This is a genomic window from Methylococcus mesophilus, from assembly GCF_026247885.1.
GTDB lineage: Bacteria > Pseudomonadota > Gammaproteobacteria > Methylococcales > Methylococcaceae > Methylococcus > Methylococcus mesophilus.
Map to the genome: position 1 here is coordinate 1,444,021 of NZ_CP110921.1, position 23,697 is coordinate 1,467,717.

Below are 23,697 nucleotides of genomic sequence, written 5' to 3' on the forward strand. Positions count from 1 at the left end.
GATCAATCGAACTTCAATTCCAGGACGGACACGTCGTCTTCGAACTCGGCACGGTCCTGGATGGCACGCATCGCCGCCAGCAGCTCCCGCGGCCCGCCGCCGGCCGAAGCGACCGACGCCAGCTGGTCCATGAACTCGCCGAAGGTGAACTCTTCCCCGCCGGGGCGCGTGACCTCGTAAATCCCGTCGCTGAACAGATAAACCGCAGCGGCCGGCGGTAATCGGAATTCTGCTGTAGCAAAAACGGAATCGCTCATGACACCGATGGGCATGGCCTGCTGACGCAGCTCCGCGGGCGCGCTGCCGGCCGCGATGACGATCGCCGGGGGATGCCCCGCGCTGGCGTACCGCACCTTGCGGGTGGTCCGCTCGAACACCCCGTACCAGATGGTGAAATACAGCAGATTGTGCTCTTCCATGGCAAAGGCTTCGTTGAGCGCGCCGAGCACGGACGCCGGGTCCAGGAAATCCACCTCCGTGAAGGTGCGCCGGCTGACGGCCGCCATTGCCGATACCGAGAGCAGGGCCGGCCCCACGCCATGGCCGCAGACGTCCAGGAGGAAAAATGCGAAATGGCCGGGATCGACGTCGAAATAGCCGAAGGAATCCCCTCCCAGCGTGGTGGAAGGCACGAACTCCCAGGCGCTGCGGATGGGCCCCGCGAGTATCGGCGCCGGCAGTTGCGAGCGCACGTAGCTCGCCGCTTCGTGCAGTTCCGCCGCCAGCGCGCCGTAGGCCTCGTCGCGCTGCAACTGGGCGATGTAGGCATTGGAATGGTAGCGCAGGCGGGCGATCAGCTCGATGCGGTCGGGCAGCTTGACCAGGTAGTCGTTCGCCCCCCGTGCGAAGGCTTCCGCCTTCACCGTCGGCTCCTCCTTGCTCGACAGCACGATCAGCGGGATGTTGCGGGAAGCCGGATGTTCCCGGAACCGCACCACCAGATCGAGGCCGTCCACGTCCGGCATCACCAGATCCTGGAGGATGATCGTGGGCCTTACGCGCTCCGCTTCCGCCAGCGCCTGGGTCGGATCGCTCAGGAAATGGAACTCGATGTCGGTCTCGTCCTTCAGCAGGCGGCGGACGGCTTCGCCGATGATCTTCTGGTCGTCGATCAGCAGCACGACGACGGGGTGGGCAACCGCGAGCACCCCGGCCACCCCTTTCTCTTCACTCATCAGAAGCTCCCTGGGAAACTCGTCCCGGTTCGGATAACGAACGTATGTGCTCCACCACGGCGGGCGCGATCCGGTTCAGAGGCAGAACGGCGCTGGCCGCTTGCTCCCGGACCGCGGCCCCCGGCATGCCCCAGATGACGCTGGTGTTCTCGTCCTGTGCGATCGTCATCATGCCCGCCCGCCTTAAAGCCAGCAGGCCCGCTGCACCGTCCCTGCCCATCCCGGTCAGCAGTACCCCGCAACCGGCCAGGCCAGGGACAACGGCGAGGCTTTCGAACAGCCGGTCCACCGACGGGCAGTGGTTGGCCTTGTCCTCGGCATCGGCGTAGTGGAGCCGCATCCGGCCATCCAGCACCATGTGCGCCTCGCGAGCGGCAAGGAATACCGTAGCAGGCCTGATCCGCTCCGGCCGCTCCAGCAGCCTGACTTCCAGCGGCGTCTGGCGCGACAGCCAGTGTGCCAAGTTGTCGGCAAAACGCGCATCCAGATGCTGCACCACCAGGACGGCAGCGGGAAAATCGGCCGGAAGCCCGGCGAGAACGACGCCGAGCGCATGGGGACCGCCGGTCGAGGACCCGATTGCCACCACCGGCACCGCCCCGCCGTTCGACGGCCGAAGCGGCCGAGGCGCTGGCTTTCCCGCGGATGCCCCTTGGAGCGGCGCGGCCATCAGGGCACCCACCGTTGCTATCTTGCGCAACAGCTCGCCGGCACCGGCAATCTCCTTGCCATCACCCACCCTTCGGGGCGTCTCGACGGCATCCAGCGCACCAGCTGCAATCGCCTCGTAGACTCGGGTGAATGCACCGGCGATCGTCGCCGTCACCACCAGGATGGGGCAAGGGGTCGTGCCCATGATACGGCGGGTGGCTTCGACGCCATCCATCGCCGGCAGATGCATCGCCATCAGAATCAGATCCGGTCTGTCGGCGGCGCAGCGGGCCACGGCTTCCTTCCCGTCGAGGGCGGTCCAGCAGACCTCCAGGCCGGTCGCCGGCTCGACCACGCAACGCAAGGTTTCGATCGCCTGAAGGTCGCCGTTTACGATCGCGATTCTCAAACGGCGGCCTCGCCGATCAGCTCCCGCACCGCCTGGATCAGCGTATCGTCGCGGAATCCGCTCTTGGCGAGGTAGTAGTCCGCGCCCGCCTCCAGTCCAGCCATCCGATCCTCCTCCCTGTCCTTGTACGAAACGATCATGACGGGCAGCCGCTCGAAACGGGCATCGGCCCGTATACGCCGCACCAGCTCGATGCCGTTCATGCGCGGCATGTCGACGTCGCTCACCACCAGATCGTAGCGGCCCAGCCCCAGCGCATTCCAGCCCTCCATGCCGTCGACCGCCACGTCCACCTCGTAGCCGTGGTTTTCGAGCAGCCGCCGTTCCAGTTCGCGCACGGTGATGGAATCGTCCACCACCAGGATCCTGCGGACACGCTGGCGCTCGGGCGCCGCCCGGTTCCGCCGTCCGACCGCCAGCCCGCCCGACAGCATCGAGGCGATGGACCGGAACAGGTCGTCCACGTCGAGAATCAGCACCGGCATCCCGTCCTCTCCGACCGAAACGGCGCTGACGTGCGGGACCTTGCCGAATCGCGTATCCATGGGCCTGACCACCAGCTCGGATTCGCCGAGGAAGTCGTCGACCTCGATGGCGTAGGATTCCCCCTGGTTCATCAGAACTACCGCATGGATACGGTCCGCCGTCGTATCCGGAGCCCCCATGTCCAGCAGCCCTCGGGCGGCGACCAGGGCAATGTTCGCGCCGTCTGCTACGAAATAGCTTCGGCCTTCGACGGTCTTGAGTTCGGAAAGCCCCAGCGCCGCCAGGTAGCCGATGCGCGCCAGGGGAAAGGCATAGGGCTCGCCGCCGAGGCGGACCAGCAGGGTGCGGACCACCGAGCGCGTGACCGGAAGCTGGAGCCGGAATACCGTGCCGCGGCCAGCCTCCGACTCGACCGATACCGAGCCGCCTTCGGCATGGACCATGGATTGCACGACGTCCAGGCCCACGCCGCGGCCCGAAACCCGGCTGGTCATGTCACGCGTCGACAATCCCGGCAGAAACAGAAAGTCGAACAGCTCCGCGTCGGTCATGTGCGTCGCCAGCGCCGCGGTGGTCAGGTTGCGTTCGACGATCTTCCGCCGGAGCCGCTCGCGGTCCACGCCGCGACCGTCGTCGCTCACCGAGATCAGCAGCAGTCCGGCGCGATGACGCGCCTCCAACCGCAGGCTGCCGCTTTCCGGCTTCCCCGACGCCCGCCGCTGCTCCGGCTGCTCCAGGCCATGATCCAGCGCGTTCCGGAGCAGATGGCCGAGCGGCGCCTCCAGCTTGGCAAGGATGTCACGGTCAACCAGGGTGGCGCCGCCGCTGATCTCGAAATGGACCTGCTTGCCCAGCTCCCGCGCCAGATCGCGGACCTGGCGCGGAAACGAGCGCGTTCCCTCCTCGAAAGGACGCATCCGGCCGGCCACCACTTCCCTGAACTGGGATTCGGCAGTCAACGCCGCACGGCGCGCGTGAGCATCCAACTCTTCGAGCGTCCTCGCCAGCCCGTTGCGTATTTCTTCCAGCAGCCGGAGTGCGCTCCCGCCCTGATCTTCTTTTTTCTGCAGCACGGCCGCCAGCCGGCCGAGGCCACGGCGAGTGGTCTCCAGCCCGGCGAGGGTGTCCTCCATGCGGTGCGCCTCCACCAGCGACTCGGAGGCCAAGCTGATGATCCGGTTGAGCACCTCGGCGCTGATTTTGACGGAGCGGTCAGACGCCCCGGCGGCCGGGGGCTCCGGTGCCGGCGCGGCGGGCGGCGCCACGGCTTCGGTTTCGGAAGGAGGCGGCGCGGCTGCGGCGACCGCCGCCGGGGCCTTGGCGGCGGTCGCGGCGGCTCCTGACCCGGCGGAGCCGCCGGCCATATCCGATTCCGCCTTCTCGATATCCCGCAAACGGCGCTCCAGATCGTCCGCCGCGTCCGCCTGCGCCACCAGCCAGGCCGGCAGGTCCGGCTCGTCCACCTGCGCCAGGGCGACGATCCAGTCGACGCCCTTGAGCAGCACGTCGACCCGCGCCGGAGTCAGCGCCAGCCTGCCTTCCTTGGCCGCCACCAAGCCGTCCTCCATGGCGTGAGCGATGCCGACCGCCGCGTCCAACCCCAAGACCCGCGCCGCCCCCTTGAGCGAATGGGCCGCACGCATGAGCGACTCGATCTGCGCGGGTCCGGCGGGTTCCGCTTCCAGCGCGATCAGGCCCGCGGTCAGGACGCCCGTATGGGTGTCGACTTCCTCCCGGAACAAGTCCAGCAGGGCGAAATCGCTCATCGCAACAGGGCCTCCAGCGCCCCGAACAGGCGTTCGGCGTCCAGCACCGCTATGCTGCCCACATGATGCCTCACCAGCCAGCGGGTATATGCGTCCGCGGCCCGGCCGACCGTCGCCGGCGGCCTGCTTTCCTCACCCAGGATCAGACGTCTCGCGCCCAGGATGGCTCCGACCGGAAACACCAGCCGGCGTCCCTCCCCGCCGCAGACCAGAACCAGTTCACTCGTGGAATCGGCTTCGGTTTCGATGCCCAGGACGGCAGCGAGGGAAAAATATGGCATCAGGTCGCCGCGCACGCTCATGATTCCCAGGAACTCCTTACCGCTGCGGTGCGGAACGCTCCGCCAGGGGCCCGGCGCGACGCCTTCCCGCACCCGCTCCGCCGGCAGGGCGAACCACTCCGCCCCCAGCCGGAAGACTACCAGCGACGTCCGCTCCGCCGCGTCCGCGTCCGGAACGGCCGAGAGTTGTTCGGTCCAGCGGTCGATGCTGTCCTCGGCAGGCAGCCGGTCGAACAACGCACGGCCCGCGGTCTGATAAACGCCGCAGCTGCGGCAATGGATCACCTCGGCGAGCCGGGAGCACTCGCGGCTCCCGTAGATGCCTGTTTGGTTCCAGCAGCTTCCCTCCGGGATTCCCGCTTCCTTCATTGCCCACCCTCGCCGGCGGCGGAGCGGTTGCGAAGCTGGCGGGCGCGCTCGCCATCTCCGCGCCGCTCGTGCAGGGCGGCCATGTGCAGCAGGCTTTCGCCGTGTGAAGGGGCCAGATAAAGCGCCTGGCGGAAATATCTCAGCGCTTCGTCGTCCCGGTTGGCCGCAGACATGACGATCCCAAGCAAGGCGTGGACCTCCGGATCATGCGGGTGCGAAGCCAGATAGCCGAGACAGAGGCGTTCCGCACCCGCGTAGTCCCCACTGTCCGCCAGGGCGCGCGCGGTGCTGATCGCTGCGCCGTCGTCGAACGGCACGGCACGCGCGGCTTCCTTGGCACCAGAGAGCGAATCCGGCCTCGAAGGCCTCGCGCCCCCCGGCGCATCGCGCCTGACCGCCTTGGCGGCCACCGGCCGGGATGGACGAGCGGGAGGGGGCTCCGCTTCGGCCGCGTCCTGCCGTATCCAGGAGAATGCTCCGGCCGCGCCGTGCCGCCGGAACCCCCGGTCGATCCCGCCGATGCCGTCGGCGTGCCCCAGAACCAGCAGCCCGCCCGGATCGAGCGCCTCATGGCAGCGTGCAATGACCCGCTCCCTGAGATCGGCCTTCAGATAGATGAGGACGTTGCGGCAAAACACGGCATGGTAGCGACGGCCGCCGTCACCCCAGCCCGGGTCGCCCAGATGAGCGACCCGGAACTCGACACCGCCCCGAAGCCCATCCTTCACACGGTAGCGGCCCTGACCGATCTCATCGAAGTAGCGGCCCCGCCAGGTACCGTCCCCAGGACTCCGGAACGAGCGTCCGCCGTAGATTCCCGCACTGGCCCCCTCGATGGCTCTCGCACTGATATCCAGGGCTTCGACCTGGAAGTCCCCCTGTTCCAACCCAGCCTCCCGCAGCGCGATGACGATGGACCAGGGCTCCTCCCCCGTCGAACAGCCCAGGCTTAGCGCCCGAAACGGCCCAGTCCGCCGCTCCAGCCGATGCCGGACGGAAAATTCGGTCAGCAGTTCGAAAGCCGGCGGCTCCCGGAAAAACCAGGTTTCGGGCACCAAGACTGCCTCCAGCAGACGCGCCTGCTCCTCGGTATCCGCCGCCAACCTCGCCGGATAGGCCGCGGCGCAGCAGCCGGCGGCGGCGAGCCGCCGCTTCAAGGCGCATTCGACGGCAGCCTCGCCCAGGGCGTGCGGCTCGAGCCCGGCGGTCGCCAGCCAGTCCCACAGCCAGTCGATGTCGCCATTCAGCCGCACCGGTCCACCTCGGCGCACAAACGGGTCAGTTCCTCCGTTGCCAGAGGTTGCCAGCGGATGATCTGCAGCAGAACCCGGTCCAGGCCGGCCACCGCGCCCAGCCACTCGGCGCCCGGAATGCTGACGCCGGTCTCGCGAAGCGCGTCCCGATCGACTGTCTCGGTACCGGTCACCCGCTCGGCCAGCAGTCCCAGGCCAGGCACGGCGCCCAGGTCTTTGGCATTTCCGACCAGAAGCAGACGCGTACTGAGGAGGCTGCGGGAGGGCTGACCCGCGATCAGCAGGCTCAGATCGACAGCCGGCAACACCGCGCCACGATAACGGAACACGCCTGCCACCCAGGCCGGCGCCTGCGGCAGCGGACGCAGTCTGGGAACCTGGGTCACCGTAAAGACATCTGCAGCGGGCAGTGCATAATGCTCACCGCCGATCTGGAAGGGTACGAGCAACATAGTCCGACGATCATACCGGCCCACGCATTTTTCTGCATGCCGCGATCTCCCGCCAGACCGGCGTTCTTACGCCATCAGACCTGCATCAAGACTGCGTGTGATCAGCAATCCCATGAACGAGAGCCCGTTTTTCGCCCACTTAGGCCGCCTGCGCTGGATCAAGCGCTGGGGCCTCATGCGCAACGCCTACGAAGAAAACGTCATGGAGCACAGCTGGGAAGTGGCCGTCATCGCCCACGCCCTGGCGGTGATCCGCGGCGAAATCTTCCAGCGGCCCATCGACGCCGAGCGGGTCGCGACCGCCGCGCTTTACCACGACGTGAGCGAAGCCATCACCGGGGACCTGCCCACGCCGATCAAATACCACTCCCCCGCCATCCGCGACGCCTACAAGGATCTGGAGCAAAAGGCCTCGCAGGAACTGCTCGCCCTGCTGCCGGAAGCGCTGAAACCGGCATTCGCCCGGATGCTGCTGCGGGAAGCCATCCCGGAAGAGTTCTGCGTCCTCATCAAAGCCGCCGACCGCATCGCCGCCTACCTGAAATGCTGCGCCGAACGGCGGGCCGGCAATACGGAATTCGTCAACGCGGAACAAGAAATCCGGGAAAAAATCCGGCAGCTGGAGTTGCCGGAAGTCGACTATTTCATGGCCGTATTCGTGCCCGGCTATGAACTGACGCTGGACCGCCTGGTGCTCTGAGTATTTGTCGTTACGCGCCGCGCAGATCCCTTTCCATGCCATCGATACCGTCGCTTATGGCGCTGCGCACCAGTTCCGCCACCGATGCGGCATCCTCCGGCTCCGACTCGAAATCGATGGTCCAAACCACGATCGCTAAGCCATCGTAAGACTTGAATACTTCCACCGTGCCTTTGTAGTAGGTGACAGGAAACGGAGACAAGGGCCGGAGATAGGTCAGCCTCATGGTGACATCGTCGATCTCTTCGATGGTGTCCTTGATCTCACCGCCGCCCGCCACGGTCATGTACCGCAATGCACCGGCTCCCTTGCCCTCCAACCTGCACGTCTCGATGATCGGAAACCAGACATCGAGCCGCCCTATGTTTCGGACCGCTTTCCAGACCACATCCGCGGATACGTTCAGTTTTTTTGCAATGGGTTGCTTGGTAAGCACAGATATCTCCTCGATCAATTTGGACAACACAACGATTGCACTGGCGGCGCCGACTCCGTCGAATCCCGATCGCCTACGGCCCGCCCAGCACACTGTCTCAGCACCGCCTGGAACCCGTATTGGAAAAATCCGACAGAGCAGAACGGCGCGACGCGCATCGCGGCGCCAATCCGCCGACCGGCGAGAAGACGCATGGACTGCGTCTGGAAATAACTTTTATGGGAAAACCGGCTAATCGCTGTGATATCCGGCCACATTTAAATTCAGCAATCCGGAGCATCGTATAGTCCCGGACGCCTTCACTTGAGGATAAATGGACTCTGGCGGCATCCCGTAAAACTCCCGGAACTCGTGAATCATATGGCTTTGATCGTAGTAGCCTGCCGCGTACGCGAGATCGGCCCAACTCGAATATTTTCCGGTCTGTAATATCGCGCTCCGCAGACGGACTATGCGGGCGTATTTCTTAGGCGTAGCGCCGATATGAGCCTGAAACCGCCGTTCGAGCGTGCGCTCACTCAAGCCCAGGGTACGGGCAACCATAGAAATAGGACAGCTTCCGCCGGATTCATCGAGCGCCTTGCATGCGGTTTGAACCAGCACGTCATCATTACCGACATTCAAACGGGAGAGCAGGAACTGCTCGACGCATTGAACGCGTTCACTCGCCGCCGTCTTGAGAGCCAACTGGTCCTCGATTTCCTCTATCGAATATTTAGGAAAAATATCCCGGCAATCGACCCGCCTTTCCGCGCAATCTCTCGCAACACCCCGGCAGAACACATTCAACCCCCAAGGAGTCAGCCGCGCCGAAACCCCCGATACCTTACCTGACGCACCGAGGTCGCTTCGAAAACTCTGGAAACCGGCGAGTCCGCTACGTGTCGTATAAGTTTGCCCCTTGTGCTTCGTAGTGAGCAAATCGCCGTATAAAAAGCACAAATAGGTTGCGGTATCCGGAAGAATAGAGAGCGCGAGGTTATCGCCGCCCAGCAAATCCTCATAATCCCAAAACGCCGAGACAAAAGGCGCCAACAAACGGGATGGCCGAAAAATCCTCAAGCTCATACTAAGCGTTAAGAAAGAAAAGTCATGCGTCACCTCGGCATGGATTCGCTACGCGCTCTGACGAGTGCCGAGGCCCAGGTTACATGGATGTATCAGCCTTGCCATCCCTGGCTTCTCCATTCCGGCACAAATCCGCCGGGAGCGGATTTGCGTTTCCCCGAAGGGCGGCAGGCAGGATGGCCAGCCGTGAGTCCATGCCGGAATGACGAGCGATGCGGCATTCATTTATTTACGCTTAGTGACGGACAGCATGACATCTCACAATAAGGAGCGGAGCGCGTTCGCCCAGCGTTCCGCCTGATGGATGTAGGTTTCGTTGACCAAACCCCATCCGAGAGCCTGTGACTGATTTTCGAAAATGGCCATTGCTGTCGTCATGCGTTTGAAGCCCAGGCTGCGATAAAAAGGTTCCTTGCCAGGAGCGGAATACAGAATAATCTTTTTATGCCCTGCCGACAGTGCGATAAGTTTTCCAACGATTCCTCTCCCAATGCCAGCGCCTTGGTGCGATGGAAGCACCGCTACGTCACAGATATATGAGCAGTCCGCCCCGTCGGCCAGAGCCCGCCCGACACCCACTATCCGGCCATCATCGTACACAAACAGCCTATATAGGCTGTTTGAAAAGACCTTCTCAAGATCAGAAGGACTCTTCTCTCCAAGCGGGGCCGCACGGTAAAGAGCGGCAAGCTCATTCCAATCGACACCGTCCAATGATTCTTTCCATTCAAGCTTCAATCGAAATTCCGGAAAATTTAAACGTTGAATATAACGAGCGACCTAGCAAACGGCGAAGCCGGCTGCCTGTCCTACCGTCCGTGACGAACTGACCGGTATGGCGGCATCCTGTCAGAAGGCCAAATCGTCACCGCCAAACCTCTTGTGTACCTTCAAAGCAGGGCTTCGAACTTGTCGAGCTGTTGCTGCCACCCCAATGTTCCAAAGAACTTCATGATGAGCGGGATGCCGACTTCAGTGATGGCGATCGTGGTTTTCCCCGCCGCCTCCTTGAACTCCACTGTGACGGTGATTTCATCTGGCCACTTGCCAGGAACACGTACGTCCGATCCCGGTATGGCCTTGCCGTTTTCGTCGGAGAATGACATCGTTGAAACGATTCTCGTGTTAGGGACGACCTCTTTGTAACTTCCCGCATTCCAGACTATCTCGCCTGTCCGCGAACGCATGGAAAGCAAATAGGCGCCACCCACGCGAAGATCGTTTGTTACAACGGGAGCGGTGTAGTCCTTTGGCCCCCACCATTTCTTGACCGATTCCGGGTCATTCCAGACCTGCCACACTCTTTCGACGGGAGCAGAAACGGTCCGTTCGACATAAACTGTCGAGCTGCGACCACGAGCGATGAACAGAAAGGCAATAAAGAGTAATAAAACCACTGACGAGATAGCCACGATTTTGATTAGCATATGAGAGACTCCTTAGTTCGGATGTCACGTTGAGATTATTCAGCACTTCGTCTGCCATCGTCGTTTCCTCTGTCCCGGTGAGCTTGTTTACGCTCTCCTGCGCCCAGGTTCGGCTTCATTGTTTCATTCTATCACTTTCGACTTGGCTAGAATCCAGGCTGATTTATGGGCCTCGAAGCCGATCCGCGGATAGTAAGTTTCCGCGTTCGGTGCGGCCAACAAAATAATCTTCGCTCGCGGCCCTAACCTCGATTGAGTCAGCCGGACCAGTTCTCGGCCAATCCCCGTCCGCTGATAGTTTGTATCAACTGCAAGATCAGAGAGATAGCAACAATACTCAAAATCCGTGAGTGAACGCGCCACGCCAATAAGCTTTTGATCGTCCCATGCCGTGCATAGCAGATTCGCGTGCTGCAACATGGCCAGCAGGCAACGCGGATCATCCACCGGGCGACGTTCCGCCAATGTGGAACGCCGTAACAGGTCTCCGAACTCTTCCGAAGTAATAGCGACAGAACTCTCGTAGCGGATATTCATATCTTTGCCGAAATCTCAGTTCATGTAGGTCCGATTAGCGCAGCGTAATCGGACGAATGTCATTCGCCGCCGTCGACCGAAACGCCTATATCGCCGCACCAGTACCCAGGATAGATTCCATTCGCGAGATACCGGTGCAAGGTGGAATACGGCCAATCCCGCGTACACAGGACATAGCCAGATTCAAGCGGATTCACTTATACATCATCCACATGCCGTCGGTAGTTATCTTGTCAGACATACACTTCAGATACCTTCCTGACCACGAAAATATGCCACAAGCGCGTTTGCATGGCCATGCCCCATCTTGTACTCGTTCTTTAGCCAGGCGACCATATCCATATGCTTAAGGTCTTTTTGATCTTTCAGCAAATCAAACCAGTGGCCGACAGGAAACCCATATTTCTTTTCAATCGAAGGGAAATACGAAGCCGGGCCTTTAACCTTTTCATCTTCAGACATTCGTCACTCCTGGTCGGTGATTTTTGCGAATGGGAATGCTCTATTCATAGAATGAATAATAAACATAGATAAAGCCTCGCCCATAATTCCTGCCAAACTCCAAGATTACGTGCATAAACTGCGACGCACAAGCTGCCTCAATAACACCGACGAGAAATAGATGCAGAGCGGGCCACCCAATATTCGCCATCGCATCGGTTGCTCCCTGTGCGCTGAGTCATTGTAGTGCGACTGGTCCGGTGAGCATGAAGAGTGCAATGAACTCAATCATCGACCACCCGGCTTTCTTTCTGGGACCCGCCTGTCTGCCCAACGTTGAATGCTTCGGTCCGAGGCATTCACCCCAGCCCATTCGAGAGCCGGCCGATGATCATCGAATATACGCATTTCTATGGCCTTGCCGTTGCGGAGCGTATAGGCAGCCGCATGCCGTCCTTCGCGCCACTCCGTCTCGCTCTTCAGTCTCACCCGCACGTATATGAACACGATGACCTTATCGCCAACGACGACGAACCGCTCCGGCTCGCAGGCTCCTTCGGCCCAAGTGCTCCGCGCCTGTGACAGGTGCGCTTTTACTTCTGCATAACCCCGATATATCCCGCCACCTGGGTAGTCCGCTGGTTCGATCTACACAATCTGCGGGGCAAATGCTTCGACGGCTGCATCGATATCGCCCCGGTTGAGCGCAGCATATGTCTCCCTCAATGCGTCGGTCTCAGTTGCAACGGTCGGTGTCGATTGGTCCATATTTATCTCGCGGTGTTCAAACATCTGAATTCACAGGTCTTGCACGGCTTCAGGCGCAAGGTCCGGTGGAATGACCGGTTGGGCCGCTTTTCGGGCAGCAGAGGCAACTCGCTTCTTGAACTTTTCTGTAGCTAGCTGATAGGACTCTGCAAGGAGTGGTTTGAGTTCGTTCAGCGTTTCTGGCGACGGATTCTTAACCGCAATCCAGCACATCCAGCCATAGACTGGGTGGGGCGTGACAATATTGGACTGCGTAAAGTCATGGTCTGAATTGACGATGCAACCGGCAGAAGGCCGGTCGGGGACAGTGCCAAAACGTTCGATAAATGCACGCTTGGAAATGCCAACATTGAGGCGAAATTCGCCAGCGCCGATCTTCGAAGCGTGATCGTTTGCGCCGTCACTTTCCTTGAATGTCAGGAAGTAAATCCCCTTGGGAAGTTGACGATTCGGGTTGTAAAAGAGCGCTCGCTCTCCCCAGTTGAAATCATAGACGACATTTGGGAACGAACGCTGAACGTACTCCACGATCTGGTCAATGGTCAGCCGCACAGGATGCAAGCAGTCGAAAAATAGCGCGCCCGCGTCGCTCATTGCGCTCCCTCATGCAGTCGCCAGTGCACCCAAGTGCCTGCTAACGCGGCAATCGGCAATTCAACAAATCCCCACGCGACGGTAGCTATGGCAATGGGTGCTGTAACGAAGCCCGCAAGCAACATTCCCCACTGCACCCAGGCCCAGACGAGGAACCACACACAAAGGCCAGAGACGATGCCGGCGCGATTGGGGTCGGGAAGGGCGAGCCTGAAAGTAACCGCTAGCCAGACAGAAAAGATGCCAAGGAGCAACAGCTTAAGCACTCCTTGTGCTGCGACGAGTGGGGTTGGGTGCGGAAGGGTAAAGCGTAATAACAGGTTGGCCCATTCGTCAGCGAGTACTACCAAATTTAGGACTGCTTCACCAGCGAGGATTATGAGTCCGGCAGCAACGCCGCCGACGAGTAGTGGAAACGGTTTCATGAGGAGCTCCGGCTTCTTTCTTCTTCCTCAAGAGCAAGCAGCAAACTGGCCCGACGTTTCTTGGCGATATCTCTCCAATGCTCCCCGGTGAGTAATCCTTCCAGCCCCCACAGGAAGTTCAGGCTGGGCTTGAAGTTCAGGCTAGGGTTTTCTCCGGCAGCGCGTTTAACCATCAAATAGGTGCGCACGGAACCAAGCTCAAGAAGCTGCGGTAGCGAAGTAATTCCAGCGGCGCGCAACACTTCACCTGACTTCGGGCCGACTCCGGGGAATAGTCTTTCTTTTTTCATGCTTAATATGAAAGTTATCGTTCCAATTCTTTCCACTCATCTGTTAAGAGGCCTGAAAACCCCCAGTTTTCCTCGTCAATTTCCTGAATGACAACATGGGTATGCTCTGGTTTTTTGCCCAATATGCGCGCAAAGGAATCGGTTACTTCTTTAACGAGTTGAGCCTTTTGTGCCCGCGTGGCGCCCTTTGTGATTTGTATATTTACATATGGCATTTGGGTTTCCCATCAGAAACATGCGGAGATGATTTCTCGTTTTGCGCACCAACAAAGTCATCCTCGTCAAGCGCCCCAGGCCAGCGCTACCCTCTTGAATGCCAAGTTCAATCCAATGCCCAGTCCTACCTGCAACGCAAATGGAAGCCAACTACGGAATGCGCTACCGGCAGTCCCGTTGCTCCTGACATAACAGCAGCCAACATAGTGAAAAAGTAGAGCTGCTGAAACGCCGACGAAATTGGCCAAGATGTCCCGCAGGCGACAGTGGCCTTCCACGAAGAACAGTTGGGTACATTCGACAGCCAACGAGAAGAACAGGATCAAGATCAGGGCTTGAGGATAGAAACGCACTTCATCTCCCCAGTACCGCAATACCAGAAGAACAAGCAGCCCGTACCCAACTACATGTGAACTATTCGTCAGCGCAAGCGACAAATCAAGCGCGGTCAGCCCATAATGCACAGAGCCAATGTGCGTCTGAAAGCCGCTCTGGAGTGGAGTGTACAGCACGTACATCGCCCCAAGCACTAAGAGCATGACGCCCGCCTGCCGCTGGCTTATGTATGGAATGCGCACTGTTGCTCTACATTTCTTCACGACGTCGGGAGGCCGGTGCAATAGGCCCAACGCCTTAGCTAACCGGCGGCGAAGCCGTCCGAGTTGAGCGCAATGTTAGGCACAACGCCATTATTAGAGTGGTGTATGCCGTTCCGCTTCATTCAGAATATGAGGAGCGACGATAGGAGTTACGCCATCCTCGGCAAAGAATGGCGATGGCTTGAATTTTTTGAGCAATTTACCTTTCAGCATGAACGGCATTACGGTTACAAAAGCTCGCAAGTTGAATTTTTCGGGTGTACCAGCGGGCGGCGTTCCCTTTGCATAGCGACCCATGATGCGACTGCGAACCGGCCCCAGCGCTTGATCGACTCCGATCGTGTACACGCAGCGCAGAAAACCCGCCCACGGCTCTTTGGGCCGGATATTAACAATGGGCGTATTGCAGCACGAAGTGGAAAAACGGAATGTTCCGTTAGGCGACAACTGCGTGCATTTCAAGTGCTCCAATCCGCTGAAAATTTCAACATCAGCGGGATATGCGGGAATTACCTCTGTGCCGCCATTGGCGTCAAGTAGATCATCACGTTTAAGGTGATGCAGATAAGACTGGCAATCATCGCAATAACAGACCAGGCGCCCTGGTGTGTTGTTGGGGAAGGCTTTGAGTTTGGCGCGGAATTTTCCACATCCACACTGTATTTCCATGTTGCAAATTCTCCTTGGGTCACAGATTGATGGCAAGCTCTGAATGTCTTTGCCTAACGTCTAAGCATTTATCCGTCGTGCGCAGACGAGGATATCTGGATTCATGGATTCACACTTGCGCGCATGACGGGTAAATGTTTGTTGGACTAAGCCGCGACCACCCCGAGCTTGGGGCACAGGGACGGCCCATCTTGATTTAAGGGGATTGTATTCCGCAGTCCAAACCCGGGGAACCTGCGGGGAGCGGAAATCTGCCGCCCTTCGGGAGGACATCGCGGATTTTGGTGGCTTACGGCGATTTTCTCAGTCCGTTTCATGATCGTTCTTTGGCGAAATTCGGGGATTCTGACGGATGAGCGCAAACGGGCTCCCAGACCGCAGCGGGCCTGTCGCGAAGGGAGCGGGAGAATGGGAAGGAATCGTGGGGCGTCGTCACCCTCCAGTCATTCGTTTCGGTGCCAGAACGGCGGTGATCCGTAGCTGGCCCTGCCGGCAGTGGGGAGAGGGGTAGTCGTCGAAGGGCGCAGGCGCTTTCCGATCCTCGGCAGCCTCTTCTCGTGGTGCGGCGTCGATCGTCGCCCGGCACGGCAGCGGTTGGCGAGCCAGCCGAAGTGGCGGATGCGCATGAAGCCCTTGGGCAGCACATGCAGCAGGAAACGCCGGAGCGGTTCTTCGCCCGGCAGATTCCGCTTATACCGTCTCCAGCCGCTCCACCCGCTGAAATCCCCGCGGCAGCGGATTGCCGCGCCGGCCTCTCGACCCCAGGTAATGATCCAGGTCAGCTGGCTGCAGTGTGAGGGTGCGCTTGCCGGCGGTGGCGCGCAGCGCTGCGCCCACGGACAGGCTGGCCACGGCGACGATGAAGTCCTGCCGCGCTTCGAGGTCGGCGGGAGCGATCTGGATCAGCTTGTTGCCCTTTCCTTTGTTGAGGCGGGGTATTTCGTTCGCCGGGTAGACCAGCAACCTCCCCTGCGCCGAGACGAAGGCCAGGCGGTCGCCGTCGGGGTTCGCGACCCGCAGCGGGGTCGTGACCTTGGCGTGATCGGGCACGGTCAGCAGCGTCTTGCCGGAGCGGTTTTTCGATCCCAGTTCGCCGAGTTGGACCAGGAAGCCGTAGCCGCCGTCGGTGGCCAGCAAATACCAGTCTTCGTCCGATCCGGCCAGCACCGCGGTGAAGGTGGCGCCGGGCGGCGGGTTGAGTCGGCCGGTCAGCGGCTCGCCCTGGCTGCGGGCGGAGGGCAGGTCGTGCACCGCCAGGCTGTAGCTGCGGCCGGTGGAGTCGAGGAAATAAGCGGGCTGGGTCGAGCGGCCCAGCGCTGCGCACAGGAAGCCGTCGCCGGCGCGGTAGCTCAGGGTTGCGGAATCGACTTCGTGGCCCTTGGCCGAGCGTATCCAGCCCTTCTCCGAAAGCACGATGGTGACCGGCTCACTGGCGATCAGGGCGGTGGTGTCCAGGGCCTGGGAGGCCTGGCGGGCGACGATGGGCGAGCGGCGGGCGTCGCCGAATTTCTCCGCATCCTGCCGCAGTTCCTGCTTGATCAGGGCATCGAGTTCCGCACGAGAACCTAAGGTTTTCTCGAGCTGGGCCCGCTCCTGTTCGAGCGCGTCCTGTTCGCCGCGAATCTTCATTTCCTCCAGCTTGGCCAGGTGGCGCAGCTTCAGTTCCAGGATCGCCTCGGCCTGAAGGTCGGTGAGGCCGAAGCGCGCCATCAGCACCGGCTTGGGCTCGTCTTCGCGGCGGATGATGGCGATGACTTCGTCGATGTTGAGGAAGGCAATCAGCAGCCCTTCCAGGATGTGCAGCCGCGCCAGCACCTTGTCCAGGCGATACTGCAAGCGGCGGCGTACGGTCTCGGTGCGGAAGCTCAGCCATTCCGTCAGGATTTCGCGCAGGTTCTTGACCAGGGGCCGGCCGTTGAGGCCAATGATGTTGAGGTTGACCCGGTAGGAACGCTCCAGGTCGGTGGTGGCGAACAGATGCGACATCAATGGCTCGACCTCGACCCGGCGGGAGCGGGGCATGATGACCAGCCGGGTGGGGTTCTCGTGGTCGGATTCGTCGCGCAGGTCTTCCACCATCGGCAGCTTCTTGGCCTGCATCTGGGCGGCGATCTGCTCCATCAGCTTGGCGCCGGATACCTGGTAGGGCAGCGCGGTGACGACGATGTTGCCGTCCTCCAGCTCGTAGCGCGCGCGCAGGCGCACCGAGCCGTTGCCGGTCTGGTACAGCTTCAGCAGCTCCTCGCGCGGGGTGATGATCTCGGCCTCGTTGGGGAAATCGGGGCCGCGAATGCAGCCGAACAGTTCCTCGACCGTCGCCTCGGGCCGGTCGATGAGCAGGATGCAGGCCTCGACCACCTCGCGCAGATTGTGCGGCGGGATGTCGGTCGCCATGCCGACGGCGATGCCGGTGGTGCCGTTGAGCAAGAGGTTCGGCAGGCGGGCCGGCAGGAGCTGCGGCTCTTCCAGCGTGCCGTCGAAATTCGGCACCCAGTCGACCGTGCCCTGCTCCAGCTCGGACAGCAGGGATTGCGCGTAGGGCGTCAGCTTGGCCTCGGTGTAGCGCATGGCCGCAAACGACTTGGGATCGTCGGGCGAACCCCAGTTGCCCTGGCCGTCGATCAGCGGGTAGCGGTAGGAAAACGGCTGCGCCATCAGCACCATGGCCTCGTAGCAGGCCGAATCCCCGTGCGGATGGTACTTGCCCAGCACGTCGCCCACGGTGCGGGCGGACTTCTTAGGCTTGGACTGCGCCGACAGCCCCAGTTCGGACATGGCGTAGACGATGCGCCGCTGCACCGGCTTCAGGCCGTCGGCGATGTGCGGCAGGGCGCGGTCCAGGATGACGTACATGGCGTAATCGAGGTACGCCTTCTCGGTGAAATCCCTTAAGGGAATGCGCTCGTAATTCGCGACTTCGTTCATGGTGGATGCTTGCACAGGTTCAGATATCGGCCAGATTGCCCTTTTCTTCCAGCCAGACGCGGCGGTCCCCTGCCCGCTTCTTGGCCAGCAGCATGTCGAGGCGCTCGTCGGTGGCGGCCGGGTCGTCCAGCGACAGCTGTACCAGCCGCCGGGTGTCGGGATTCATGGTGGTTTCGCGCAGCTGCGAGGGGTTCATCTCGCCCAGGCCCTTGAAGCGCAGCACGTTGATCTTGCCCTTGATCTTCTCGGCTTCGATGCGGTCGAGCACGCCTTTCTTCTCCGCCTCGTCCAGCGCGTAATACACCTGCTTGCCGACGTCGATGCGGTACAAGGGCGGCATGGCGATGAAGACGTGGCCGGCCTCGACCAGGGCGCGGAAATGGCGCAGGAACAGGGCGCACAGCAAGGTGGCGATGTGGTTGCCGTCGGAATCGGCGTCGGCCAGCACGCAGATCTTGCCGTAGCGGAGGCCGCTCAAGTCGCTGGCGGCGGGGTCGACGCCGATGGCCAGGCTGATGTCGTGCACCTCCTGCGAGCCCAGAATGGCGCCGGACTCCACTTCCCAGGTGTTCAGGATCTTGCCGCGCAAGGGCATGATGGCCTGGAAGTCCTTGTCGCGCGCCTGCTTGGCCGAACCGCCGGCGGAGTCGCCCTCGACCAGGAACAGCTCGGTGCGGTTGAAATCCTGCGCCGCGCAGTCGGCCAGCTTGCCGGGCAGCGCCGGGCCGCTGGTGACTCGCTTGCGGGTGACCTGACGGCTGGCGCGCAGCCGCTTCTGGGCACTTTCGATCACCAGTTCGGCGATGCGCTCGCCGACCGTGGGGTGCTGGTTCAGCCACAGACTGAAGGCGTCCTTCACGACGCCCGAGACGAAGGAAGCGCATTCGCGCGAATTCAGCCGCTCCTTGGTCTGGCCGGCGAACTGCGGCTCCTGCATCTTCACCGACAGGACGTAATTGCAGCGCTCCCAGACGTCGTCCGGCGCGATCTTGATCCCGCGCGGCAGCAGGTTGCGATACTCGCAGAATTCCCGCACCGCCTCGGTCAGGCCGGTGCGCAGGCCGTTGACGTGGGTGCCGCCCTGCACCGTCGGCACCAGGTTGACGTAGCTCTCGGTCACCGGCGCTGCGGTTTCAGCACACCAGAGCAATGCCCAGTCCACCGCCTCCTGGCGGCCTTCCATCGCTCCGGTGAACGGCTCCTCCGGTATGCACGCGCTGCCCTGCAACTGGTCCAGCAGGTATTGCGGCAGGCCGTTCTGGTAGCACCAGGTTTCGGTGTCGCCGCTGGCGTCGTCGGTCATCCGGATTTCCAACCCCGGGCACAGCACGGCCTTGGCGCGCAGCAGATGCTTGAGACGCGATCGGGAAAACCGGACATTGTCGAAATAATGCGCTTCCGGCCAGAATCGCACCGTCGAACCGGTTTCGCGCTTGGGCGCGGTGCCGGTCTCGGCCAGTTCACTCACCTTTTCGCCCTTTTCGAAAGCAATGGCGTGGACCTTCCCGTTGCGCCGCACCTCGACCTCCAGCCGCAACGACAAGGCATTGACCACGGACACCCCGACGCCGTGTAGGCCGCCGGAATAGCGGTAGGCCTTCTGGGAGAACTTGCCGCCGGCGTGCAGCTTGGTCAGGATCACCTCGACGCCGGAGACGCCGAGTTCCGGGTGTATATCTACCGGCATGCCGCGGCCGTCGTCCCGCACCTCCAGCCCGCCGTCGGCCAGAAAGCGGACCTCGATGAGGCGGGCGAAGCCGGCCAGCGCCTCGTCCACGGCGTTGTCGATGACCTCCTGGGCGAGATGGTCGGGCCGGCTGGTGTCGGTGTACATGCCCGGCCGGCGGCGAACCGGATCCAGGCCGCTCAGGACTTCGATGGCTGATGCGTCGTAAACTTCATTCATTGGGTGAAATGGCGTGCAGAGTGGGGATAGGGACGCGGCGGCCGTCACAAACAGCGGCGCATTTTAATCAACTTGACAAGTTTGAGATAATGCCGCGTTCGGCCCCGATGCAAACCCGTCACCGCCGCACCTTACGACTACCGCACAGAACCCCCATGGCCCGTAAACCCCCGAGCTTTGAAGAAGCCCTAGCCGAGTTGGAGCAACTGGTGGAACGCATGGAACAGGGCAACTTGCCGCTCGAAGAGTCCCTCAAGCTGTTCGAACGGGGCATCGAGCTCACGCGGACCTGTCAAAAGTCACTGCAGGATGCCGAACAGAAGGTCCAGATCCTGCTAGAAGAAAACAGTTTACCCACTTTGAAGCCTTTTCGTGATGAACCCTGAACAATCTCTGCGCGATTTCATGCAGTCCTGCCAGGAGCGGGTCGAACGGGCGCTGGATGCGCGCCTGCCGGCCGCCGACCGCATGCCGGAACGGCTCCACCAGGCCATGCGCTACTCGGTGCTCGGCGGCGGCAAGCGCATGCGCCCCCTGCTCACCTACGCGACCGGCCAGGCCATCGGCGCGCAAGCGGACCTGCTCGACGGTCCCGCCTGCGCGGTCGAATTCATCCACGTCTATTCGCTGATCCACGACGATCTGCCGGCGATGGACGACGACGACCTGCGCCGCGGCAAGCCGACCTGCCACAAGGCCTATGACGAGGCCACCGCGATACTTGCCGGCGACGGCCTGCAGGCCCTGGCTTTCCATGTGCTCGCCCAGGACCCCAGCATCGCCGTACCGGCGGAAAACCGCATCGCGATGGTCGAAACCCTGGCGCAAGCCAGCGGCCCGGCCGGCATGGTCGGCGGACAGGCGATCGATCTGGATTCGGTGGGCAAGAAACTGGACCTTCCGGGCCTGGAGAACATGCACATCCGCAAGACCGGCGCTCTGATCCGCGCCAGCGTGCGGCTGGCCTGCCTGGCCCGCCCCGGCCTGCCGGCCGAGCAAGCCGACCGCCTGGACCACTACGCCAAGTGCATCGGCCTCGCCTTCCAGATCCAGGACGATATCCTCGACGAGGAAAGCGACACCCAGACCTTAGGGAAAACCCAGGGCAAGGACCGCGACCACAACAAGCCCAACTACCCTGCCCTGTTGGGGCTCGGCGGCGCCAAGGAGAAAGCGAAGGAAATGCACGAAGCCGCACTGGAAAGCCTGGCCGGCTTCGGTCCCGAGGCCGATCTGCTGCGCGAACTTTCCCGCTTCATCATCCAGCGGCAGAGCTAGAGACAGGCCGTGCTTTCCTTGAAAGGCGGGGACCGCGGTTACATAATTCCCGAGTAACCTACTTTACTTATTAAGTCTGGACAGCCGAAGCCTCCGGCCGGACCGAGCAACCTGGAACGCGATTACATGACCGAAACCACAAGATATGCCCTTCTCGAAGCGGCAGACAATCCCGCCGCACTGCGCAACCTGCCGGAAGACAGGCTGCCTGAGCTCGCCGAAGAACTGCGGGGCTATCTCCTGGCGAGCGTGAGCCAGTCGGGCGGCCATCTGGCCGCAGGGCTCGGGACGGTGGAATTGACCATCGCGCTGCATTACGTCTTCAACACGCCCGAAGACAAACTGGTCTGGGACGTCGGCCACCAGGCCTATCCGCACAAGATATTGACCGGACGCCGCGCCCGACTCCCGACCATCCGCAAGAAGGACGGATTGTCAGCCTTCCCCAACCGCGCCGAAAGCCCTTACGACTGCTTCGGCGTCGGCCATTCCAGCACCTCGATCAGCGCCGCCCTCGGCATGGCCGTCGCTGCCGGGCTGGACCGGCGGCCCAGCCATGCGGTGGCGATCATCGGCGATGGCGGCCTCACGGGCGGCATGGCCTTCGAGGCCCTCAACCACGCCGGCACCCTGGACGCTAACCTCCTGATCATCCTCAACGACAACGAGATGTCGATCTCGCCGAACGTCGGCGCGCTCAACAACTATCTGGCGAAGATTCTGAGCGGGAAGTTCTACTCGTCGGTCCGCGAAGGCGGCAAGCACATCCTGGGCCGCCACATGCCCGGCGTGTGGGAGCTGGCGCGCCGCGCGGAAGAGCATGTCAAGGGCATGGTGGCGCCCGGCACCTTGTTCGAAGAACTGGGCTTCAATTATTTCGGGCCGATCGACGGCCACGATCTGGACACCTTGATCACCACGCTGCGCAATCTGCGCGACCAGAAAGGCCCACGCTTCCTGCACGTCGTTACCCGCAAGGGTAAGGGCTACGCGCCGGCGGAAAAAGACCCCGTCGCCTACCACGGCGTCGGCGCGTTCGACCTGGACGCCGACGAACTGCCCAAGTCCAAACCGGGGACACCGACCTACACGGAAGTATTCGGCCAATGGCTGTGCGACATGGCCGCGCGGGACAGGCGCCTGCTGGGGATCACTCCGGCGATGCGCGAGGGCTCGGGCCTGTTCGAGTTTTCCCAGCGCTTCCCGGAGCGCTACTTCGACGTCGGCATCGCCGAGCAGCATGCCGTGACGCTCGCCGCGGGTCAGGCCTGCGAAGGCTATAAGCCGGTGGTGGCCATCTATTCCACCTTCCTGCAGCGCGCCTACGACCAGCTGGTGCACGACGTCGCCCTGCAGAATCTGCCGGTGCTGTTCGCGATCGACCGCGCCGGTCTGGTCGGCCCGGATGGCCCAACCCACGCCGGCAGCTTCGACCTGAGCTTCATGCGCTGCATTCCCAACATGCTGATCATGACACCGGCGGACGAAAACGAATGCCGGCAGATGCTCTACACCGGCTTCGTCCACGACGGACCGGCGGCCGTCCGCTATCCGCGAGGCAGAGGCCCCGGCATCACGCCCGAGGAGACCATGACTGCGATTCCCCTCGGCAAGGGCGAAGTGCGCCTCTCGGGCAAAGGCACCGCCATCCTGGCCTTCGGCACAACCCTGGCGGCCGCACTCGCGGTCGGCGAACAACTCGGCGCCACCGTCGTCAACATGCGCTTCGTAAAACCGCTCGACGAGGCGCTGATCCTGGAACTGGCCGGCAGCCACGACCGCTTCGTCACCGTCGAGGAAAACGCCGTCGCGGGCGGCGCGGGCAGCGCGGTCAGCGAATTCCTCACAGCCCAGCGCTGCGGGATTCCGGTCTGCCAGATCGGGCTGAAGGACGAATTCCTCGACCAGGGCAGCCGCGAGGAACTCCTGGCCATCGCCGGCCTGGACCAGGCCGGCATCGCCCGGTCGATCGACGCCTTCCTTCAGGCCACGGCTGCCACCGAAAAATCCCAGCGCGCCCGCAGCTCGGGCAAGGGCAAGCACTGATGGACAAGCTGCGCTCCCACATCCGCGACATCCCGGATTTTCCAAAACCAGGCATCCTGTTCCGCGATATCACGCCGCTGGTCAAAGACCCGGCGGCGATGAGGCTCGCCGTCCACCAGCTCATCCACCCCTTCATCGGCGATAACATCACCGCCGTGGCTGGCATGGAGGCGCGGGGCTTTATCTTCGGCGCGCTGGCGGCCTGGGAGCTGGGGGTCGGCTTCGTGCCCCTACGCAAGCCGGGCAAACTCCCTTACAACGTCCAGGCCATCGACTATGACCTGGAATACGGCTCCGCCCGCCTGGAGGTACACCTGGATGCGCTAGGGGTAGGCGACCGCGTGCTGATGGTCGACGATCTGCTGGCCACCGGCGGCACGGCCCGCGCCAGTTGCTCACTGGTGGAAAACCTGGGTGCCGAAATCGCGGCCTGCGCTTTCGTGGTCGAACTCGATGGACTCGAAGGACGGCAGGCTCTGAATGGCCGCCGCGTGCATTCGCTGCTGCACTACTGACGCTCTTCCGTTTCC

The 23,697-nt window shown here is 62.0% G+C and carries 26 protein-coding genes and 1 pseudogene; 5 read left to right on the forward strand and 22 right to left on the reverse strand.

Annotation, left to right across the window (positions count from 1 at the left end; translation table 11 throughout):
• Window positions 1–2: 2 nt before the first annotated feature.
• Genes OOT43_RS06605 through OOT43_RS06630 form a run of 6 tightly spaced genes read right to left on the reverse strand, consistent with a single transcriptional unit; the run spans window position 3 to window position 6,842 of the window.
• Window positions 3–1,175 (reverse strand): fused response regulator/phosphatase, encoded by a 1,173-nt coding sequence (locus tag OOT43_RS06605; RefSeq protein WP_266024043.1) that lies wholly within the window; start codon window positions 1,173–1,175, stop codon window positions 3–5.
• Window positions 1,168–2,235 (reverse strand): chemotaxis-specific protein-glutamate methyltransferase CheB, encoded by a 1,068-nt coding sequence (cheB, locus tag OOT43_RS06610; protein ID WP_266024044.1) that lies wholly within the window; start codon window positions 2,233–2,235, stop codon window positions 1,168–1,170. Before cheB ends, OOT43_RS06605 begins: the two co-directional genes overlap by 8 nt.
• Window positions 2,232–4,487, reverse strand: a complete 2,256-nt coding sequence (locus OOT43_RS06615; RefSeq protein ID WP_266024045.1) for a hybrid sensor histidine kinase/response regulator — start codon at window positions 4,485–4,487, stop codon at window positions 2,232–2,234. Before OOT43_RS06615 ends, cheB begins: the two co-directional genes overlap by 4 nt.
• Entirely contained in the window at window positions 4,484–5,137 is a 654-nt protein-coding gene (locus OOT43_RS06620) for a chemotaxis protein CheW (RefSeq protein ID WP_266024046.1), read from the reverse strand. The genes OOT43_RS06615 and OOT43_RS06620 overlap by 4 nt, the downstream gene beginning before the upstream one ends.
• The gene (locus OOT43_RS06625) at window positions 5,134–6,390 is read right to left on the reverse strand and encodes a CheR family methyltransferase (RefSeq protein WP_266024047.1); all 1,257 of its coding nucleotides are present in this window, start codon (window positions 6,388–6,390) and stop codon (window positions 5,134–5,136) included. Before OOT43_RS06625 ends, OOT43_RS06620 begins: the two co-directional genes overlap by 4 nt.
• On the reverse strand, window positions 6,381–6,842 hold the full coding sequence (locus OOT43_RS06630) for a chemotaxis protein CheW (RefSeq protein ID WP_266024048.1): 462 nt from the start codon (window positions 6,840–6,842) through the stop codon (window positions 6,381–6,383). Before OOT43_RS06630 ends, OOT43_RS06625 begins: the two co-directional genes overlap by 10 nt.
• 112 nt (window positions 6,843–6,954) lie before the next feature.
• Here OOT43_RS06630 and yfbR point away from each other — a divergent pair, with 112 nt between their 5' ends.
• Window positions 6,955–7,542 (forward strand): 5'-deoxynucleotidase, encoded by a 588-nt coding sequence (yfbR, locus tag OOT43_RS06635; RefSeq protein ID WP_266024049.1) that lies wholly within the window; start codon window positions 6,955–6,957, stop codon window positions 7,540–7,542.
• A gap of 10 nt (window positions 7,543–7,552) precedes the next feature.
• Here yfbR and OOT43_RS06640 read toward each other — a convergent pair whose 3' ends face one another.
• The 16 genes and pseudogenes from OOT43_RS06640 to parE form a co-directional block, all read right to left on the reverse strand.
• On the reverse strand, window positions 7,553–7,978 hold the full coding sequence (locus OOT43_RS06640; RefSeq protein WP_266024050.1) for an SRPBCC family protein: 426 nt from the start codon (window positions 7,976–7,978) through the stop codon (window positions 7,553–7,555).
• A gap of 231 nt (window positions 7,979–8,209) precedes the next feature.
• Window positions 8,210–9,046 carry a helix-turn-helix transcriptional regulator gene (locus tag OOT43_RS06645; protein ID WP_317134057.1) on the reverse strand — a complete coding sequence of 279 codons (837 nt, stop codon included), beginning with the start codon at window positions 9,044–9,046 and terminating at the stop codon, window positions 8,210–8,212.
• A gap of 258 nt (window positions 9,047–9,304) precedes the next feature.
• Window positions 9,305–9,784, reverse strand: coding sequence for a GNAT family N-acetyltransferase (locus tag OOT43_RS06650; protein ID WP_266024052.1), 480 nt, complete (start codon window positions 9,782–9,784; stop codon window positions 9,305–9,307).
• Between the two features lie 152 nt (window positions 9,785–9,936).
• On the reverse strand, window positions 9,937–10,473 hold the full coding sequence (locus OOT43_RS06655) for an SRPBCC family protein (RefSeq protein ID WP_266024053.1): 537 nt from the start codon (window positions 10,471–10,473) through the stop codon (window positions 9,937–9,939).
• A 123-nt stretch (window positions 10,474–10,596) separates the two neighbouring features.
• Window positions 10,597–11,010: a GNAT family N-acetyltransferase gene (locus OOT43_RS06660; RefSeq protein ID WP_266024054.1), complete on the reverse strand. Its 414-nt coding sequence runs from the start codon at window positions 11,008–11,010 to the stop codon at window positions 10,597–10,599.
• A 246-nt stretch (window positions 11,011–11,256) separates the two neighbouring features.
• Window positions 11,257–11,472 (reverse strand): DUF4287 domain-containing protein, encoded by a 216-nt coding sequence (locus tag OOT43_RS06665; protein ID WP_266024055.1) that lies wholly within the window; start codon window positions 11,470–11,472, stop codon window positions 11,257–11,259.
• 267 nt (window positions 11,473–11,739) lie between these two features.
• The gene (locus OOT43_RS20535) at window positions 11,740–12,099 is read right to left on the reverse strand and encodes a nuclear transport factor 2 family protein (RefSeq protein ID WP_394358046.1); all 360 of its coding nucleotides are present in this window, start codon (window positions 12,097–12,099) and stop codon (window positions 11,740–11,742) included.
• Between the two features lie 150 nt (window positions 12,100–12,249).
• Complete coding sequence (locus OOT43_RS06670; protein WP_266024056.1) at window positions 12,250–12,813, reverse strand: DUF6194 family protein; 564 nt, start codon at window positions 12,811–12,813, stop codon at window positions 12,250–12,252.
• The gene (locus tag OOT43_RS06675; protein WP_266024057.1) at window positions 12,810–13,238 is read right to left on the reverse strand and encodes a hypothetical protein; all 429 of its coding nucleotides are present in this window, start codon (window positions 13,236–13,238) and stop codon (window positions 12,810–12,812) included. Before OOT43_RS06675 ends, OOT43_RS06670 begins: the two co-directional genes overlap by 4 nt.
• Entirely contained in the window at window positions 13,235–13,528 is a 294-nt protein-coding gene (locus OOT43_RS06680; RefSeq protein WP_266024058.1) for a TfoX/Sxy family DNA transformation protein, read from the reverse strand. The genes OOT43_RS06675 and OOT43_RS06680 overlap by 4 nt, the downstream gene beginning before the upstream one ends.
• A 14-nt stretch (window positions 13,529–13,542) precedes the next feature.
• Window positions 13,543–13,743 carry a tautomerase family protein gene (locus tag OOT43_RS06685; RefSeq protein ID WP_266024059.1) on the reverse strand — a complete coding sequence of 67 codons (201 nt, stop codon included), beginning with the start codon at window positions 13,741–13,743 and terminating at the stop codon, window positions 13,543–13,545.
• Window positions 13,744–13,809: 66 nt separating this feature from the next.
• Complete coding sequence (locus OOT43_RS06690) at window positions 13,810–14,283, reverse strand: VanZ family protein (protein WP_266024060.1); 474 nt, start codon at window positions 14,281–14,283, stop codon at window positions 13,810–13,812.
• Window positions 14,284–14,436: 153 nt separating this feature from the next.
• Window positions 14,437–15,012: a DUF6151 family protein gene (locus OOT43_RS06695; RefSeq protein ID WP_266024061.1), complete on the reverse strand. Its 576-nt coding sequence runs from the start codon at window positions 15,010–15,012 to the stop codon at window positions 14,437–14,439.
• Between the two features lie 581 nt (window positions 15,013–15,593).
• A pseudogene (locus OOT43_RS06700) lies at window positions 15,594–15,695 on the reverse strand (transposase); the annotation flags it as partial.
• 7 nt (window positions 15,696–15,702) lie between these two features.
• Complete coding sequence (parC, locus tag OOT43_RS06705; protein WP_266024062.1) at window positions 15,703–17,937, reverse strand: DNA topoisomerase IV subunit A; 2,235 nt, start codon at window positions 17,935–17,937, stop codon at window positions 15,703–15,705.
• A gap of 19 nt (window positions 17,938–17,956) precedes the next feature.
• On the reverse strand, window positions 17,957–19,843 hold the full coding sequence (parE, locus tag OOT43_RS06710; protein ID WP_266024063.1) for a DNA topoisomerase IV subunit B: 1,887 nt from the start codon (window positions 19,841–19,843) through the stop codon (window positions 17,957–17,959).
• Window positions 19,844–19,998: 155 nt separating this feature from the next.
• On the opposite strand from parE, the gene OOT43_RS06715 reads away from it, so the two are divergent.
• From OOT43_RS06715 to OOT43_RS06730, 4 genes are all read left to right on the forward strand, one after another.
• Window positions 19,999–20,229: an exodeoxyribonuclease VII small subunit gene (locus tag OOT43_RS06715; RefSeq protein WP_169602617.1), complete on the forward strand. Its 231-nt coding sequence runs from the start codon at window positions 19,999–20,001 to the stop codon at window positions 20,227–20,229.
• Entirely contained in the window at window positions 20,219–21,121 is a 903-nt protein-coding gene (gene ispA, locus OOT43_RS06720) for a (2E,6E)-farnesyl diphosphate synthase (RefSeq protein ID WP_266024064.1), read from the forward strand. The genes OOT43_RS06715 and ispA overlap by 11 nt, the downstream gene beginning before the upstream one ends.
• Before the next feature lie 126 nt (window positions 21,122–21,247).
• Complete coding sequence (dxs, locus tag OOT43_RS06725) at window positions 21,248–23,167, forward strand: 1-deoxy-D-xylulose-5-phosphate synthase (protein WP_266024065.1); 1,920 nt, start codon at window positions 21,248–21,250, stop codon at window positions 23,165–23,167.
• Window positions 23,167–23,682, forward strand: a complete 516-nt coding sequence (locus OOT43_RS06730) for an adenine phosphoribosyltransferase (RefSeq protein ID WP_266024066.1) — start codon at window positions 23,167–23,169, stop codon at window positions 23,680–23,682. Before dxs ends, OOT43_RS06730 begins: the two co-directional genes overlap by 1 nt.
• The last annotated feature ends 15 nt before the right edge of the window (window positions 23,683–23,697 follow it).

Coding starts and splice junctions, on each gene's coding strand:
- OOT43_RS06605 (WP_266024043.1), bottom strand. CDS start 1,175: ATGAGTGAAGAGAAAGGGGTGGCCGGGGTGCTCGCGGTTGCCCACCCC.
- OOT43_RS06615 (WP_266024045.1), bottom strand. CDS start 4,487: ATGAGCGATTTCGCCCTGCTGGACTTGTTCCGGGAGGAAGTCGACACC.
- OOT43_RS06620 (WP_266024046.1), bottom strand. CDS start 5,137: ATGAAGGAAGCGGGAATCCCGGAGGGAAGCTGCTGGAACCAAACAGGC.
- OOT43_RS06630 (WP_266024048.1), bottom strand. CDS start 6,842: ATGTTGCTCGTACCCTTCCAGATCGGCGGTGAGCATTATGCACTGCCC.
- yfbR (WP_266024049.1), top strand. CDS start 6,955: ATGAACGAGAGCCCGTTTTTCGCCCACTTAGGCCGCCTGCGCTGGATC.
- OOT43_RS06645 (WP_317134057.1), bottom strand. CDS start 9,046: ATGAGCTTGAGGATTTTTCGGCCATCCCGTTTGTTGGCGCCTTTTGTC.
- OOT43_RS06655 (WP_266024053.1), bottom strand. CDS start 10,473: ATGCTAATCAAAATCGTGGCTATCTCGTCAGTGGTTTTATTACTCTTT.
- OOT43_RS06660 (WP_266024054.1), bottom strand. CDS start 11,010: ATGAATATCCGCTACGAGAGTTCTGTCGCTATTACTTCGGAAGAGTTC.
- OOT43_RS06665 (WP_266024055.1), bottom strand. CDS start 11,472: ATGTCTGAAGATGAAAAGGTTAAAGGCCCGGCTTCGTATTTCCCTTCG.
- OOT43_RS06670 (WP_266024056.1), bottom strand. CDS start 12,813: ATGAGCGACGCGGGCGCGCTATTTTTCGACTGCTTGCATCCTGTGCGG.
- OOT43_RS06675 (WP_266024057.1), bottom strand. CDS start 13,238: ATGAAACCGTTTCCACTACTCGTCGGCGGCGTTGCTGCCGGACTCATA.
- OOT43_RS06680 (WP_266024058.1), bottom strand. CDS start 13,528: ATGAAAAAAGAAAGACTATTCCCCGGAGTCGGCCCGAAGTCAGGTGAA.
- OOT43_RS06685 (WP_266024059.1), bottom strand. CDS start 13,743: ATGCCATATGTAAATATACAAATCACAAAGGGCGCCACGCGGGCACAA.
- OOT43_RS06690 (WP_266024060.1), bottom strand. CDS start 14,283: ATGCTCTTAGTGCTTGGGGCGATGTACGTGCTGTACACTCCACTCCAG.
- OOT43_RS06695 (WP_266024061.1), bottom strand. CDS start 15,012: ATGGAAATACAGTGTGGATGTGGAAAATTCCGCGCCAAACTCAAAGCC.
- parC (WP_266024062.1), bottom strand. CDS start 17,937: ATGAACGAAGTCGCGAATTACGAGCGCATTCCCTTAAGGGATTTCACC.
- parE (WP_266024063.1), bottom strand. CDS start 19,843: ATGAATGAAGTTTACGACGCATCAGCCATCGAAGTCCTGAGCGGCCTG.
- OOT43_RS06715 (WP_169602617.1), top strand. CDS start 19,999: ATGGCCCGTAAACCCCCGAGCTTTGAAGAAGCCCTAGCCGAGTTGGAG.
- ispA (WP_266024064.1), top strand. CDS start 20,219: ATGAACCCTGAACAATCTCTGCGCGATTTCATGCAGTCCTGCCAGGAG.
- dxs (WP_266024065.1), top strand. CDS start 21,248: ATGACCGAAACCACAAGATATGCCCTTCTCGAAGCGGCAGACAATCCC.
- OOT43_RS06730 (WP_266024066.1), top strand. CDS start 23,167: ATGGACAAGCTGCGCTCCCACATCCGCGACATCCCGGATTTTCCAAAA.